Annotated in this window: 11 protein-coding genes and 1 pseudogene; 8 read left to right on the top strand and 4 right to left on the bottom strand. The window is 69.5% G+C overall.

Features of this window, described 5'->3' with window-relative positions:
• The first annotated feature begins 61 nt into the window (after positions 1-61).
• The 4 genes from STSP_RS13330 to STSP_RS13315 are packed head-to-tail and all read left to right on the top strand — an operon-like array spanning position 62 to position 4,297.
• Positions 62-1,027, top strand: a complete 966-nt coding sequence (locus STSP_RS13330) for a tripartite tricarboxylate transporter substrate binding protein (RefSeq protein WP_198547330.1) — start codon at positions 62-64, stop codon at positions 1,025-1,027.
• The gene (locus tag STSP_RS13325) at positions 1,024-1,638 is read left to right on the top strand and encodes a tripartite tricarboxylate transporter TctB family protein (protein ID WP_067276518.1); all 615 of its coding nucleotides are present in this window, start codon (positions 1,024-1,026) and stop codon (positions 1,636-1,638) included. The genes STSP_RS13330 and STSP_RS13325 overlap by 4 nt, the downstream gene beginning before the upstream one ends.
• Complete coding sequence (locus tag STSP_RS13320) at positions 1,635-3,284, top strand: tripartite tricarboxylate transporter permease (RefSeq protein WP_078067142.1); 1,650 nt, start codon at positions 1,635-1,637, stop codon at positions 3,282-3,284. Before STSP_RS13325 ends, STSP_RS13320 begins: the two co-directional genes overlap by 4 nt.
• On the top strand, positions 3,281-4,297 hold the full coding sequence (locus STSP_RS13315) for a 4-hydroxythreonine-4-phosphate dehydrogenase PdxA (RefSeq protein ID WP_067276515.1): 1,017 nt from the start codon (positions 3,281-3,283) through the stop codon (positions 4,295-4,297). The genes STSP_RS13320 and STSP_RS13315 overlap by 4 nt, the downstream gene beginning before the upstream one ends.
• 292 nt (positions 4,298-4,589) lie before the next feature.
• Here the strand turns inward: STSP_RS13315 and STSP_RS13310 are convergent, their stop codons facing one another.
• The 4 genes from STSP_RS13310 to menD form a co-directional block, all read right to left on the bottom strand.
• Positions 4,590-5,834 carry an isochorismate synthase gene (locus tag STSP_RS13310; protein WP_157902829.1) on the bottom strand — a complete coding sequence of 415 codons (1,245 nt, stop codon included), beginning with the start codon at positions 5,832-5,834 and terminating at the stop codon, positions 4,590-4,592.
• A gap of 162 nt (positions 5,835-5,996) precedes the next feature.
• On the bottom strand, positions 5,997-7,226 hold the full coding sequence (locus STSP_RS13305; protein WP_067276509.1) for an AMP-binding protein: 1,230 nt from the start codon (positions 7,224-7,226) through the stop codon (positions 5,997-5,999).
• Positions 7,227-7,236: 10 nt separating this feature from the next.
• Positions 7,237-8,247 carry a 1,4-dihydroxy-2-naphthoyl-CoA synthase gene (locus tag STSP_RS13300; protein ID WP_067276506.1) on the bottom strand — a complete coding sequence of 337 codons (1,011 nt, stop codon included), beginning with the start codon at positions 8,245-8,247 and terminating at the stop codon, positions 7,237-7,239.
• A gap of 22 nt (positions 8,248-8,269) precedes the next feature.
• Positions 8,270-10,009 carry a 2-succinyl-5-enolpyruvyl-6-hydroxy-3-cyclohexene-1-carboxylic-acid synthase gene (menD, locus tag STSP_RS13295; RefSeq protein WP_198547329.1) on the bottom strand — a complete coding sequence of 580 codons (1,740 nt, stop codon included), beginning with the start codon at positions 10,007-10,009 and terminating at the stop codon, positions 8,270-8,272.
• Between the two features lie 750 nt (positions 10,010-10,759).
• On the opposite strand from menD, the gene STSP_RS13290 reads away from it, so the two are divergent.
• From STSP_RS13290 to STSP_RS13275, 4 genes and pseudogenes are all read left to right on the top strand, one after another.
• Complete coding sequence (locus tag STSP_RS13290) at positions 10,760-11,884, top strand: o-succinylbenzoate synthase (protein ID WP_232789616.1); 1,125 nt, start codon at positions 10,760-10,762, stop codon at positions 11,882-11,884.
• Positions 11,885-12,203: 319 nt separating this feature from the next.
• Positions 12,204-12,302, top strand: a pseudogene (locus tag STSP_RS38370) (GntR family transcriptional regulator); the annotation flags it as partial.
• A 162-nt stretch (positions 12,303-12,464) separates the two neighbouring features.
• Positions 12,465-14,639, top strand: coding sequence for a beta-galactosidase (locus tag STSP_RS13280; RefSeq protein ID WP_067276498.1), 2,175 nt, complete (start codon positions 12,465-12,467; stop codon positions 14,637-14,639).
• A 54-nt stretch (positions 14,640-14,693) separates the two neighbouring features.
• Positions 14,694-14,942 (top strand): hypothetical protein, encoded by a 249-nt coding sequence (locus STSP_RS13275; RefSeq protein WP_067276495.1) that lies wholly within the window; start codon positions 14,694-14,696, stop codon positions 14,940-14,942.
• The last annotated feature ends 46 nt before the right edge of the window (positions 14,943-14,988 follow it).

Here is a 14,988-nt window from a genome sequence, read left to right as displayed (position 1 = left end):
TCTGATGTTGTCGAGTTGACGCGCACAGAGATTCCCCCTTCCCGACGCAGGAAGGCTGACGATGAAGTCACCACTGCGCGTACCGCTCGTACTCACGAGCGTCGCCATGCTGGTCTCCGGGTGCTCGCTGATGAATGCGAAACCCCCGGTACCGGATGATTGGACTCCCCGGGGTTCGGTGTCGGCCCTGGTCGCCTTCGCCCCCGGCGGCGGCAGTGACCGTTCGGCCCGGGTGATCGCCCAGGGCCTGAACGAGCTCCACGCCGGATTCGATGTGAACGTGGAGAACAAGGAAGGTGGTTCGGGCGCTGTCGGCTGGGCCTCCTTCCTCTCGGAGAAGGGCAACGGCAACGCCCTTCTGGTCGCGGAGACCGCACTCAACACGCTGCCGCTCGCCTACGACGTGCCCTTCACCTATCGCGACTTCACCCCGCTGGTGATGTTCGCGCAGGACTCCCGGATGGTGGTCGCCCGAAAGGACGCCCCGTACGACACCTGCGCGGATCTCGTCGAGGCCAGCAGGAAGAAGCCCGTCAAGACCGGGTCCAGCGGCAAGACCGGCGCGGACTCCCTGGTGATCGCCGAGTTCAAGAAGAACGGCGGCCGTTTCTCGGTCGTGCCCTACGGCTCCACCGGCGAGGTCCTCACCGGACTGCTCGGCGGCCAGATAGACGTGGCCCCGGCGAGCGCGGCCGCTGCCAAGCCGTATCTGCAGAGCGGCGATTTCAAGGCCCTGTGCACCCTCACGGACAAACGCTATAAGGACCCGGTCCTCGGCAAGGTGCCCACAGCGAAGGAGCAGGGCCTGGACGCCCAAGTCACCGTCTGGCGCGGGGTGCTGGCCCCCGGGGGCATCGCCGAGCCGCAACGGCGGTACTGGATCAAAGCCATCAACAAGGCGATGAAGTCCCGAACTTACCGCGACTACATCAAGAACGACCTGCTCATTCCCGCCGACCTCAGCGGCCAGAAGTTCGCCGACTACCTCGACGCCTACGACCGGCAGATGAAGGAGGTGTACCGATGAACGCAGAGCCCGGCACCCCGACCGCCCCCACGATCGCCGCCCCCACCCGCGCGCGGCGCCCCGTGCTCGCCGCGCACGGCACACTCGCCACCGTCGGCGCCCTGTTCTTCCTCGGCTCCTTCGCATACCCGTGGACCAACCCGGAGGACGGCACCATCGGTGCCGCCGCGCTGCCACGTGTCGCGGGTGCGCTGCTCCTGATCATCGGGCTTGCGCTCGTCCGGCAGGAGCTGCGCACCGGCTCCGTCCTCGAAGGTGACGGCGGGCAGGCGGACGACGGACTGGCAGCGGACGCACCGCAGGCAGCCGAAGGGCGGCCCGATGCGACCAGCTCGTCCGGCCCACATGAACAGGCCTCCGTACACCGCAAGTTGATCACCGTCACCCTCGTCATGGTCGTGACGGCCCTGCTGATCCCCTTCCTCGGCATGCTTCCGGCCCTCGCCCTGATGACGCTGTTCCTCACGGCCGTCGCCGAGCGGCTGCCCTGGCCCGTCGCGCTGGCCGTCTCGGCCGGTGGGTTCGTGGGGGCGTATCTGCTCTTCGTCGTGCTCCTGCGCGTCCCGCTGCCGTTCGGTCTCTTCGACCCCGCCGTCTGGAGCGTGCTGTGATCGACAACATCGTCACCGGCTTCGGCGCCGCGCTCAGCGCCGAGAACCTCCTGTGGTGCTTCGTCGGCGTCCTGCTCGGCACCGTCATCGGCATCCTGCCGGGCCTCGGCTCGGCCACCGGCGTGGCCATCCTCATCCCGGTCACACTCACCTTCCCACCGCTCACCGCCCTGATCATGCTCGCCGGGATCTACCACGGCGCGCAGTTCGGCGCGACGATCACCGCGATCCTGATCGCCACGCCCGGCGAGGCCTCGTCCGTCGTCTCCACGCTCGACGGCTATCGCATGGCGCGCCAGGGCCGGGCAGGGCCGGCGCTGGCCATCTCCGCGCTCGGCGCATTCGTCTCGGCGATGGTCTCGCTCTTCGCGCTCGCCGCCGTCGCCCCCTTCTTCGCCCACCTGGCGCTGGACTTCGGCCCGCCCGAGATGCTCGCCGTGATGATCCTCGGCCTGTGCACCATCGTGGTCTTCTCCGGCCGCAACCTGCTGCTCGGCATGGGCCTCGGCCTCACCGGCATCCTCATCGCCTGCATCGGCGTCGACGTCGGCAGCGGCACCCCGCGCTACACCTTCGGCCAGATCGACCTCTTCGGCGGCGTGCCGTACGTCGAGGTGATGATCGGCCTCTTCGCCATAGGCGAGCTGCTCAACCAGTTGCACATCGGCATGGCCGAGCCGATCAAAGCGCGTTTCCGCGATCTGCTCCTCACCAAGGCAGACCTCAAGCGGGCCACCCCGGCCACCGCCCGCGGCACCGTCGTCGGCTTCCTGCTCGGCTGTCTGCCGGGCGCGGGGACGACGCTCGCCTCCTTCATGGCGTACGGCGCGGAGAAGAGGTTCTCCAAGAACCGCAGGAAGCTCGGCACCGGCGCCATCGAGGGCGTCGTCGCCCCGGACGCGGCCACCAACGCCGCCTCCAACGCCAACTTCGTGCCTACGCTGGTCCTCGGCGTGCCGGGCGGCGCCACCACCGCCGTCCTGCTCGGCGCCTTCCTGATCTACGGAATCCAGCCAGGACCACTGCTCTTCGAGAACCAGCCCACCCTGGTATGGGGACTGCTCGCCTCGTTCTTCATCGGCAACGTGATCCTGCTGATCCTCAACCTGCCGCTCGCCCCGGTCCTCGCCCAGCTGCTGCGCGTGCGCTACGCGATCATGTACCCGCTGATCATCGTGACCAGCCTCATCGGCGCCTACTCGGTCAAGAACAGCATGCTCAGCGTCTGGATCGTGATCTTCTTCGGCCTGGTCGGCTATGTGATGAAGCGCCTGAGCTTCCCGGTGGCCCCGCTGGTCCTGGGCCTGGTCATCGGCCCGCTCTTCGAGAAGGCGCTGGTGCAGACCTCGGCACTGTCCGCCGGGGACACCATGGTCCTGCTGTCCAGCCCCACCGCCGTGGGCATCCTCCTGCTCGCCCTTCTCCTGGTGGCGGGTCCCACCGCCGCCAAGCGGCTGCGGCCCGCCCGCCGTGGGCAGGCCGCCGGTACGCACTCCAGCGCCGGCCGCCCCTCTGAAGCCCCCGCCGCACGATTCCCCGAACCCTCGCTCCCTGCCCACCGGGCAGAGACGGACAGCGGAACCACGCAGACCGTCACCGAGAGTCGCTCCGACAACTCCGACATATCCTCAGAAAGGTCCTCATGAACACCCCCGCTTCCGCTGAAGCCCGCCCCCGCATCGCCATCACTCTCGGCGATCCGGCAGGTGTGGGACCCGAACTGATCGCGAAGCTGCTCTCCCGCCCCGACAACACCGCCGCCGCAGACATCATCCTCATCTCCGACGAGGCCGAACTGCGCAGCGCGGGCGACGACGCAGGCACTCCGATCGAGTACGTCACCGAGCCGACCCCCGGCAAGCCCCTGCTGTACGACAACAGCGCCGCACGCCCCGTCGCGGACTTCGAGCGCAGGACGGCCACCGAGGCCGGCGGCCAGTGGGCGATGAGCAATCTGCGCCACGCGCTGAAACTCGCCAGGAAGGGCGAGGTGGACGCCATCGTCTTCGCTCCGCTCAACAAGTCCTCGCTGCACCTGGCGGGCATGCGGGAGCAGGACGAGCTGCGCTGGTTCGAGATCATTCTCGGCGAGGAGGACTTCACCTCCGAGCTCAACGTGCTGCCCAACCTGTGGACGGCGCGGGTCACCTCCCACGTCTCCCTGGCTGAGGTCGACGCCGGGATCACCCGCGAGAGCACCGCTGCCGCCGGCCGGCTCCTGGACAAGGTGCTGCGCGAGTCCGGGATCGACTCACCGCGTATCGGCGTCTGCGCCCTGAACCCGCACGCAGGCGAGAGCGGCAAGTTCGGCCGCCACGAGATCGACATCATCGCTCCGGCGGTCGGTGACCTGGTCGCGGACGGGATCGACGCGAAGGGGCCGTTCCCCTCTGACACGATCTTCCTGCGGGCCCGGGCCGGCGAGTTCGACGGCATCCTGACCATGTACCACGACCAGGGGCAGATCGCGATGAAGCTGATGGGCTTCGACGGCGGCGTCACCGTCGCCGGTGGTCTCTCCGTACCGATCTGCACACCCGCCCACGGCACGGCCTTCGATGTCGTCGGCAAGGGCATCGCCAACACGGGCTCGATCCAGAATGCCTTCGACCTCGCGGTCAAGATCGGCGCGCGCCGCAAGGCTGCAGCCGCGCGCTGACTCGGCCGGCCCACTCCTGGAACAGGTGGAGTCCTTCCCCGGATCCGGTATCCCCCACTCCTCACCGAACGACGCCACCGGTCCCCCGGCCTTGCCGTGCCCAGGGGCCGGTGGGCGTCACACACAGGGCTCTGCCCGCTACCACCGCTGACCCGCAACGGGTCGGCCCCGGTAACGGGCTCGTCCTCAAGCGCCGGACGGGCTGAGAATCAGCCTGGCCTCTACGGCCCCGCACGGCCGCTGCTGCAGGATTGATGCGGCCGGTGGACGCGGAGGAAGTGACGTTCAGGCGTCAGGCGTTCGCGGCTTCTCGCACGGGCCGGCCGGAACGGGAGGACGCGGACGCCTCGAGAAGCGGCGTGATGCCCAGCACTCGACGCATCGTTGCGAGCTTCGCCGTGGTCTCCGTGAACTCGACGTCCATGCGGCTGCCTTTGACGATGCCGCCACCGGCCCGGAGGGTCAGGCAGCCGTTCCGTGCATCGAAGTCGAGGCCGCGCAGCGCCATGTACAGCTCGCAGTCGCCGTTGCTGTCGAGCCAGCCGACGAGCCCGCCGTAGTAGCCACGCGGCGATTCGTTCGTTGTGATCAGTTGGAGCGATGCGCTTTGGGGGACGCCGCATACGGCCGGCGACGGGTGGAGTGCCGACACGAGATCGGCGACGCGTACCCCGGGGCTGGTCAGGCGGCCGCGGATGGGCGTTCCCAGGTGCCAGACGCCGGGCACATCGATCAGCTGGGGTTCGTGGGTGTGGTCCACCACAGTGCAGAACGGTGCCAGGCCCTTCAGCATGAACTCGACCAGGTGACGATGCTCGACCAGATACTTGTCGGTGAACAGTTCGGCATGGGCCCGCGCCGTGTCCTCCGGCGTGGACAGCGACGGGTTCCGTGGGATGGTTCCGGCCAACGGGGTCATGGTGACGATGTCGCCGGTCTTCTTCACGAAGAGCTCCGGGCTTGCCCCCATGGTGTAGACACCGGGAGTCTCCAGGTGCTCTACGAGGTAGCTGTGGACCCGGGGGTACATGTCCACGATCCGCCCGTACAGCTGCAGCGGGTCGACGGGCTCGGTGGTGAAGAACCGTTCGGCTCGTGCCGCGACGATCTTCTCCAAGACGTCGTTCGGCGACCGCAGCATCGGCAGCACGTGATCGACCATGCGTATGTAACCGGCGATCTCGGTGTCGTTGAAGATGACGTCGGGGACGAACTGACTGCGTCGGGTGGGCCGCCCAAGGACGGCCGGTCGGCCGGTAACGCGCCGTCCCAGGTAGAACGACGAGGTTCCTGATTCCTGGTCGAACGGAACCGCGCCCGCGACGATGTTTCCGTGCGTTCCCTCGCGTACGGCGTTCTCCGCCTCGGACAGGCCCCTGAAGCTGGTCAGTGGGCCGTCGAGCCCGACGGAGCCGCTGGGGCCGTGGAGGAGGAATCCAGCCGGCGCGGCGATCAGGCGTCGCCGGGAACGGCCTGTCCGTGGCCTCGCGTGGTCAGGCATGGGTCCGCGGCCGGCTCGGGTCAGTCCACGGTTCATGGTCGGTGTGTCCTTTCCTGTCGCCGCCGCAGAAACGCCTGGGGTCCGCAATCGGCAGGAGACAGCCGTTGGCGGCGTTGAGCTCGACGCAGTCGAACGCCCTTCCATGGCCATGGCGGTGGCGAGGGCGGAGGTGTCGCCGAAGGACACCGCCAGAACACGTCAACTGCCATGTCCGCCTTCCCTGCTGTGACTACTGCCGTGACAACTGCGGTGAGTACTGCTGCGAGCACCTGCGCTGCTCATGGCGGCCCTCAGCCGCTCACGGATCTCCAGCCGGTCGATCTTCGAATTCGGCAGCAGGGGCACGTCGTCGCTGAAGACGATCTTCTTCAGGATCGCCGTCCCGCCCATCTGCCCGCGTATCCGGTCCCGGAGCGCTTCGGTGTCCCGGGTCGTCGTTCCCGCGCGCGGGATGACGTAGGCGCAGACGAGTTCGCCCCACTCGTGGTCGGGAAGTCCCATGACCACGGCGCTGTCGACCCAGTCGACGCCGACCAGGATCCGCTCCACGGCTTCTGCGGAGACCTTGACCCCGCCGGTGTTGATGAGGTCGTCGGCCCGGCCGAGTGGGATCAGGTGGCCGTCGTCGTCCCAGCGGCCTCGGTCGGAGGTCCGGAACCAGCGCCGGCCGCCGTCGGTGTAGAACCTGGCCGATTCCTCGCCGGCCGCACCGAGATAGCCGCTCGCCACCGTGTCACCGCCGACATGGACGATGCCGTCCACGATGCGCAGCCGCACGCCGTCGAGCGGCTGTCCGTCGTAGACGCATCCGCCGCCGGTCTCCGTCATGCCGTACGTCACCACGACGTCCGTGATCTCACGCAGACGCGCGGCCGTGGCGTGGTCGAGGGGTGCCCCGCCGACCAGGACCTTGTCGAAGTCCGCCAGGGCGGCCCTGGCGTCGGCGTCCGCGAGCAGGCGCTTGACCTGGGTGGGGACCAGCGCCGTGTACCGTCGGCCGGACCCCATGCGGCGGGCGGCCGCCGCGAAGCGCACGGCGTCGAACCGGCCGTTGCCGAGCGGTGTCACACCCGCCCCGCCGATGACGGCGCGGGAGACGACCTGGAACCCGGCCACGAATCCGGCCGGCAGGCACAGCAGCCAACTGCCGCCGCCGCCGAGCCGGTTCAGCGATGCCGAACAGAAGGCCAGCAGCGCGCTCCGCGGGATGACCGTCCGCTTCGGAACGCCGGTCGAACCCGACGTCGACAGCACCACTCCGGTGCCGTCGGGGACGGTCCGGGCCAGGTCCCGCGCCTGAGCGACGCTCGTGACCGGGGCGATCGCGTGACCGCCGTCGTACATGTCCTCGGTCGAGCGCAGGAGGACATCGACGGCCCCGGCGGGGTCCTCGGGCAGTACGACGGGCCGCAAAGGGATGACGGACACAGCCCCTCCCTCAGAAGTAGTAGGGGTGGCCGGACCAGTCGGGAGCACGCTTCTCCAGGAAGGCGTTGCGTCCTTCGACGGCCTCGTCGGTCATATAGGCCAGGCGGGTCGCCTCCCCGGCGAAGACCTGCTGCCCGACCATGCCGTCGTCGGGGAGGTTGAAGGCGAACTTCAGCATCCGGGTCGCCTGCGGGGACTGGGCCGTCACGGCACGGCAGTACTCGATCGCCGTACGCTCCAGCTCCGCGTGCGGGACGACCTCGTTGACCGCTCCCATCGCGTGCATGCGATCGGCATCGATCTCGCGGGCGAGGAAGAAGATCTCGCGGGCGAACTTCTGGCCCACCTGTCGGGCCAGCAGCGCGGACCCGTAGCCGGCGTCGAACGAGCCCACCGTGGCGTCCGTCTGCTTGAACCTGCCGAACTCGCGGGAGGCGATGGTGAGATCGCAGACCACATGCAGCGAATGCCCTCCGCCGGCCGCCCAGCCGGACACGGCGGCGATGACGACCTTGGGCATGGTGCGGATCTGGCGCTGCACCTCCAGGATGTGCAGCCGGCCGGCGCGAGCCGGGTCGATGTCCGCCGCGGTGTCGCCGTCGGCGTAGCGGTAGCCGTCGCGGCCTCGGACGCGCTGATCGCCTCCCGAGCAGAACGCCCAGCCGCCGTCCCTGGGCGAGGGGCCGTTGCCGGTCAGGATGACCGCACCGACATCCGAGGACATCCGGGCGTGGTCCAACGTGCGGTACAGCTCGTCGACCGTCCCGGGCCGGAACGCGTTGCGCACCTCCGGACGGTCCAAGGCGATCCGTACCCACGGAAGGTCCTGTACGACGTGGCCGTCGGCGTCGCGTTCGACACCGCGGTGGTACGTCGTGTCACGCAGGTCGTCGAAGCCCTCGACCTTCCGCCAGCACGCAGGATCGAACGGGTTGGCGGCCGGGTTGGTACTGCGGTTGCCGACGGCGTCCTCGGTGGTCGGACCGGCCGCCGTTGATGAGGCCGGTATCTCAAGGGTCATGTCCGTACTCCCGTTGACTGACTCATGGCCTCATGGCCTGGCTCGTTGACTGACCGACGAGGACGGGCGCACCGGCAGCGTCCGCCGTGATGAGCCGCCCGGCCGGGGAGAACGTGGGGGCGAGCACGGCGTCGACACCCTGCCGTGCCGCCGCGTGGACGTCGCGCAACGTCGTGCGGGAGACGGGGACCTCGAGGACGCACGGCCTGTTCGCGTGACGAGCCGCCGACAGGGCGGTGCCGAGTTCGTCGGTGTCCACGGTGCGGTGGGAGACCGAGTAGGAGTGACACAAGGCTTCGAAGTCGACGTTCTGCGGAGTGCCGTAGATCCGCTCGAAGGTGTCGGCGTAGGGGTCCGTCTTGTATGTGGGATGCCCCTGCTCCAGTACCTCGAATATGCCGCCGCCCGCGTCGTTCGAGACGACGACGATCAGGTTGTCCGGCACCCGCTCCAGAACGCCGGCCTGCAGACCGGACGCGTCGTAGGCGAAGGTGAGATCGCCGACCAGCGCGACGACAGTGCGTTCGGGTACGGCCAGTGCGGCCCCCACGGCCCCGCTGACATTGCCGTCGATGCCGGCGACACCGCGGTTCGACAGCACCTGGACCCCGGAGGGCACGGACCCCGTCAACGACACGTCCCTGACCGGATTCGAGGCCCCGAGCCAGAGCAGATCACCGGGTTCGAGTGCGTCGAGCACCGCTCTCGCGACGTCCAGACCGGTGCGCGGCCGGCCGCCGTCGCCCAGGACGTCCGACCACGCACGCCGCAGGGCCCGGTCGACCCGCGCGAGCTCCTCCGCCCACGACGCGGTCACTTCACCGGTGAACTCCAGGTGCGCAGTCAGCACGTCGATGTGCGGAGCGGCATAGATCCAGTCGTCGCCGTCACCGACGACGACGGCGGTGACGTCGGAGCGGGCCAGCAACCGCCCCACATTCCGGTGCAGCGTCGGACGGCCGCAGACCACGACCTGTTCCGGCCGTATGTGGTCCAGCACCCAGGGGTGCAGGGACGTACGCCCGCCGGTGTCGGCGGTCGGTTCGGCGACGCACGCGATGGTGTCGGGTACGGCCGTGAGGTCCGCCCCGTCGCCCGCGACGACGACCGTCGGGCGCCGGAGATCGACCTCGTACGGTGTCTGGGGCACGTGGCTCCGGGACGTGGTCCGGATCCATGGCCGCCCTTCCGTACGACCGGCAGGGAAGGGCACGTTGCGCTGCTCGGGCGGGAGTCCGGACGGCAGCGGCACATCGATCTGCACGGGGCCGGGCCGCCCCTGGAGCCGTCCGGCCCCGATGCCCAGGGCGTGGCAGATCTGCGAACGTACGGCGCCGTTCGTGTCCGGAGTCAGCTCCGCCCCGACCTCTACGTGCTGGACATGACGCACCTGCGAGGTGAGCAGCTGGGTCTGCTCGACGGTCTGCGAGGCCCCCGTGCCGAGGACGGCGAGCGGGCGGTTCGCCGTCAGGAGAACGATGGGGATCCGGGAGTAGTTGGCCTCCGTCACGGCGGGCAGCAAGTTCGCCACCGCCGTACCGGAGGTGGTCACGACCGCGGCCGGAACACCCGTCGCCTTCGTCATGCCGAGGGCGAGAAAGGCTGCGGACCGCTCGTCCAGCCGCACGTGGAGGCTGATGTCCCCCGCGTCGGCCAGCCGGGTGAGTTCGAATCCGAGGGGGCCGTTCCTCGAACCGGGGCAGTAGACGAACGTCTCGACCCCGCCCCGGACGAGCTCGTCGACGACGATCGCCGAGATCACGGACGGCGCCGATCCCGGCGCGGCGGGATGCGGTTCAGGATGAGAGGCCGACGGAAGGGGCTGCTGAGCCGACTGAGGGTTCGACTGCGACTTCAGCTGCGCTGTGGACTGCGAGTTCACCTGCGACTGCGAGTTCATTGGTCTCCAGACACTGGCCGATCTCCGTGCTCGCTGCCTGCGCGCCGTGGTCGTCGAAACGGGCCCGAGGCCCATGGCCGACGACGTCGGAGGACGGAATGGTGACGTACACGCCGGGCGGCAGCGGCGGGCGTTGGACTTGCCACCGAGGTGCCTGTGCCGAGGTGCCTGACTGCCGAGCTGCCTGGCAGAGGGGACGGCCCGGTAGGCCCCGGGTTCGAGCCAGGCCTGCACGGAAGGCCGTCTGATTGCCGACCACAGCAGCGGTCCTGGCGGCCAGCCAGTTCTGCCCCGGGTCCCGTGCAGCAGCATGCGCGCACCGACGAAGTCGGTGTCGGCTCCGGCCCAGCAACCGAAGAACGCGTCCTCCACGCATTGTTCATTCCCCGGCCGCCGACCGGGGAATGAACAATGCGCCGCGTTCGCCCATCAAGGCGAATGTCGAACTTTCCCGCTGCCGCCCTGTTGAATTGAATGAGCCCACTATTCCACGCCGCAGTTCAACGCCACAACTCGGGCCCCGGAATTGAAGGCTTAATGGGTGTGGGGCCCGCTGTACAGGCCCCACACCCGTATGTCTCTGTCGATGCTCGCGCCTTTCACCTTCACCCGATGACCAGGGTTCTGGGAGCTTTGGGCGCCGAGCTCGACGAGAGCCTGATATCGAACATCTACTGGCCGCACCACCAGAAGAAACATCCCCGCCACGCGCCGAGAAGAGGCCACCACAACCCGATGAACGACGCCACCCGCATCGCCGCCCTACACGTCTACGCCATTCCGATGCGCACCCCGTTCCGAGGCATCACTGTCCGCGAAGGCATGCTTGTGCACGGCCCTCTCGGATGGGGCGAATTCTGTCCCTTCACGGAGTACGACGATCACGAAGCGGCATCGTGGCTGAACACCGCCGTCGAGCAGACCACTGTCGGCTGGCCCGCACCGGTCCGGGACCGTATCCCGGTCAACGCCACGGTACCGGCGGTTGCCCCGGAGCGTGCCTTCGAGATCGTCGCGCACTCCGGATGCCGTACCGCGAAGGTCAAAGTGGCCGACCACCCGGACTCACTGGCCGAGGACCTCGCCCGGGTGGAAGCCGTCCGCTCGGCCCTCGGACCGGGCGGGAACATCCGCGTCGACGCCAACGGCCGCTGGGACGTCGACACTGCCGTCACCCGCATCAGACGGATCGACCGCGCCGCCGGCGGACTCGAGTACGTCGAGCAGCCTTGCCGTACTGTCGATGAGCTGGCCACCGTACGCCGCAGGGTCGAGGTGCGGATCGCCGCCGATGAGTCCATCCGTCGCGCCGACGACCCGCTGAAGGTGGCCGTCGCCGGTGCCGCCGACATCGCGGTGATCAAGTGCACCCCGCTCGGCGGCGTGCACCGCGCCCTGCGGGTCGCCGAGGCCGCCGGACTGCCCTGTGTCGTGTCATCCGCGCTGGAGACCAGCGTCGGCCTCGCCGCCCAGCTCGCGCTCGCCGGAGCCCTGCCGGAACTCGAATTCGCCTGCGGGCTCGGGACGGTGGGCCTGCTCGACGGCGACACCGTGTCCGCGGGGCACGCGTTCCGGCCCGTGGACGGCTGCCTTCCAGTGCCGCGCACACCGCCTGCGCCCGATCCGGCGTTGCTCGATGAATTCCGGCTCGCGGACCCAGGGCGGGCGGCTTGGTGGCACGACCGCCTGGCCCGAGTGGCGGATGAACTGGGGGCGCCGCTGATTCACAGCGGTTGAGCTGTCGTGTCTCGCCTCAAGATGTGGCGACTACACCGCCGCCGAGCTGACCGCGGCCGGACTGGGCGCGGGACCAAGGCCGATCCGGGGCCGATGACCTGCTCCGCACGTCGCACGCCGCACGGAGCACGTTCAAGAATTGGTGGGATGCTTAGACGCTTCCCCAAGCGACGGCACCCACGCACACCTCGGCGATTTCCAGAGGCAGTTGACCTTCCTCGGCGCAAGGTCTGGACGGCGACGACTCTTGGCGCCTATATATACATCCCATCAATGGAGTGCGGGGTCAGATGCACCGCGGAGGGGAAGGCAGGCCGGAGTGTCGCTGACCGACAAGGCCATCGGGCAGATCCGTGATCTGATCCGCACCGGTGCTCTGCCGCCGGGCTCGAAGCTGCCGCCGGGGCCGGAACTGGCGTGGGAGCACCTGCGCACCGCCGAGGCCGCCACCCCGAGCATCGACGGTGCCGGGCTGCTCACCCAGCCGGACCCCGCCTGACCGTCCGCCCCCTCATGTCCCGGACGCCGGGACCCCCACTCCTCCGTTCCTTCTCGCCCACTGCTCCGCGAGGTCTCCCGCATGACATCTCTGCCCCCGCGCGTCCTGTTCGGCGCCGCCTACTACCACGAGTACCAGCCCTACGAGCGACTGAAGACCGACCTCGATCTGATGGCGAAGGCGAAGTTCAGCGTCATCAGGGTCGGCGAGTCGGTCTGGTCCACATGGGAACCGGAGAACGGGCGCTTCGAGCTGGACTGGCTGCGGCCGGTTCTCGACGGCGCCCACGAACGCGGCATATCCGTCGTCCTGGGGACCCCGACCTACGCGGTGCCGCCGTGGCTGGCCCGGCAGTACCCGGAGATCGCCGCCGAGGACGCCGCCGGCCACCCCGCCGCATGGGGCGGCCGCCAGGAGGTCGACATCACCCACCCGGCGTTCCTCTTCCACGCGGAGCGGGTGATCCGCGCGATCGTGGCCCGGTACGCCTCCCACCCCGCGGTCATCGGCTTCCAGGTCGACAACGAGCCCGGCCCGCGGCTGCCGCACAACCACGGCGTCTTCCAGCGGTTCGTTGACGACCTGCGGCAGCGCTACGGCGATGTGGAGACCCTCAACCGCGAGTGGGGGCTGGTGTACTGGTCGCACCGGCTGACCACATGGGCCGACCTGTGGAAGCCGGAGGGCAACGCCCAGCCCCAGTACGACCTGGCCTGGCAGGCTTTCCAGGCGCGCCGGACCACCGAGTTCATCGCCTGGCAGGCAGGCATCGTGCGCGAGTACGCACGCCCGGAGCAGTTCGTCACCACCTGCCTCGCCTACGGCTACCCCGGCCTGGAGGACGACGAACTCACCGACGCGCTGGACGTAACCGCGGGCAACCCGTATTACGACATGCAGGACAGTCTCACGATGCCCGAGCCGCCGCGCGAGAAGCTGCCCCAGCAGTGGACGGCGTACGGGGCATGGGCGCTGCACCTGAGCGCCGACCGGATCTACAGCTCGCGCCAGGAGCCGTTCCTGATCACGGAGACCAACGCCCAGGCCATCGGCGGCCCCTCCGACAACCGGCCCGCCTTCGACGGCCAGTGGCGGCAGGCCGCGTGGGCACTGGTCGCACGCGGCGCCCGCATGATCGAGTACTGGCACTGGCATACCCTGCACTTCGGCACCGAGACGTACTGGGGCGGCGTCCTGCCGCACAGCGGACGACCGGGCCGCGTCTACACCGAACTCAGCCGCCTGGGCGGCGAGTTCGAGCGCGCGGGCGATCTCGTCGCCGGACTAACCCCGGACACCGACATCGCCATGGTGTACTCCGCGCCCAGCAAGTGGCTGATGCGCAAACACCCGCCGCTCTCGGCCCCTGACGGCGGCCCGGACGCGGGCGCGTACGAGGGAATCTTCGACCCGTTCTACCGAGGAGCGTTCGAGGCGGGACGACAGGTGCGGATCCTGCACGCCCGCCAGCTGCACGACCCCAGCGGCGAACGCCCGGGAATCGCCCCCGAGGCGGCGGCCGAGCGGCACCCCGTCCTCATCGCTCCCGGACTGTACGTGGCGGACGACGGCATGCTCGACTGGCTCGCCGCCTACGCGGAGGCGGGCGGCCACCTCGTCCTCGGACCCCGCACCGGTTACGGCGACCACGAGGCGCGGGCTCGCCACGAGGTGACACCGGCCCGCCTGGTGAAGGCCGCGGGCGTGCGCTACGACGAGTTCAGCAACCTCCACGCCGACCTGCCGCTGCGCTCCACCCCGGGAAGCCCTCTCACGCTGGGCGCCGGCGCCGTGGCGACTCGGTGGGTCGAGGGGCTCGCCGTGGACGACGCCGACGTCCTCGCCACGTACGAGCACCCGCACTTCGGGCGGTGGCCCGCCGTCACCACCCGCCGTCACGGCGCGGGACGCGTCACCTGTGTCGGGACCGTTCCCGGGCGCGAGCTCGCCCGCGCGCTCGCCGCGTGGCTCGCACCAGCCCCGTGCGCCGGCTGGCGGGACCTGCCGGACTCCGTCACCGTCGCGACCGGCACCGCCGAGGACGGGCGGCGCGTCCACGTAGTCCACAACTGGAGCTGGGAGCCCGCCATCGCCCAGGCACCCGAGGACGTGGACCTGACCGACGCCCTGGACGGCGGCGCCGTCCCGGCCGGCACGCCCGTGCGGCTCGGCGCCTGGGACGTCCGCGTCCTCGCCACCGAGCCCGCGTCCCTCCCCTCCCCCGCATCCTCCACCTCCCCTGGGGAGTTCCGGTGACATCCGCCAAGCGTGAGCCCTGGTCGTCCGCGCGGGCTGGGACGGCACGTCCCCGTGGCCGCCACCGCACCCAAGGACCTGCTCTTCCCGTTCGAGGAGACCTGGATCGACCCCGCCAAGGCGCAGGAACTCGCCACCCTTCAGATCAACATCGGCACCTTCGTCCAGCAGAGCAACGTGCAGTTCATCACCGGCAGGAAGTCCCTCGACGCGGACTGGGACACCTACAAGGCCGACCTGGACAAGCTCGGCCTGAAGCAGTTCCTGAAGCTTTATCAGGAGGCGTACGACGCCTCGCACTGACCGCCATATCGGTCGTCAGCCGGGGGAGGACGGACCCCTCGGCCGG

Source organism: Streptomyces jeddahensis (assembly GCF_001642995.1).
Classification (GTDB): Bacteria; Actinomycetota; Actinomycetes; order Streptomycetales; family Streptomycetaceae; genus Streptomyces; species Streptomyces jeddahensis.
The sequence above is the reverse complement of the archived record's forward strand: the minus strand, read 5'-3'. Positions and strand labels throughout refer to the sequence as shown.

Excerpts from the sequence above, each read along its gene's own strand:
- STSP_RS13290 (WP_232789616.1), top strand. The coding sequence starts at position 10,760 with ATGACCAGGGTTCTGGGAGCTTTGGGCGCCGAGCTCGACGAGAGCCTG.
- STSP_RS13325 (WP_067276518.1), top strand. The coding sequence starts at position 1,024 with ATGAACGCAGAGCCCGGCACCCCGACCGCCCCCACGATCGCCGCCCCC.
- STSP_RS13315 (WP_067276515.1), top strand. The coding sequence starts at position 3,281 with ATGAACACCCCCGCTTCCGCTGAAGCCCGCCCCCGCATCGCCATCACT.
- STSP_RS13330 (WP_198547330.1), top strand. The coding sequence starts at position 62 with ATGAAGTCACCACTGCGCGTACCGCTCGTACTCACGAGCGTCGCCATG.
- STSP_RS13280 (WP_067276498.1), top strand. The coding sequence starts at position 12,465 with ATGACATCTCTGCCCCCGCGCGTCCTGTTCGGCGCCGCCTACTACCAC.
- STSP_RS13310 (WP_157902829.1), bottom strand. The coding sequence starts at position 5,834 with ATGAACCGTGGACTGACCCGAGCCGGCCGCGGACCCATGCCTGACCAC.
- STSP_RS13300 (WP_067276506.1), bottom strand. The coding sequence starts at position 8,247 with ATGACCCTTGAGATACCGGCCTCATCAACGGCGGCCGGTCCGACCACC.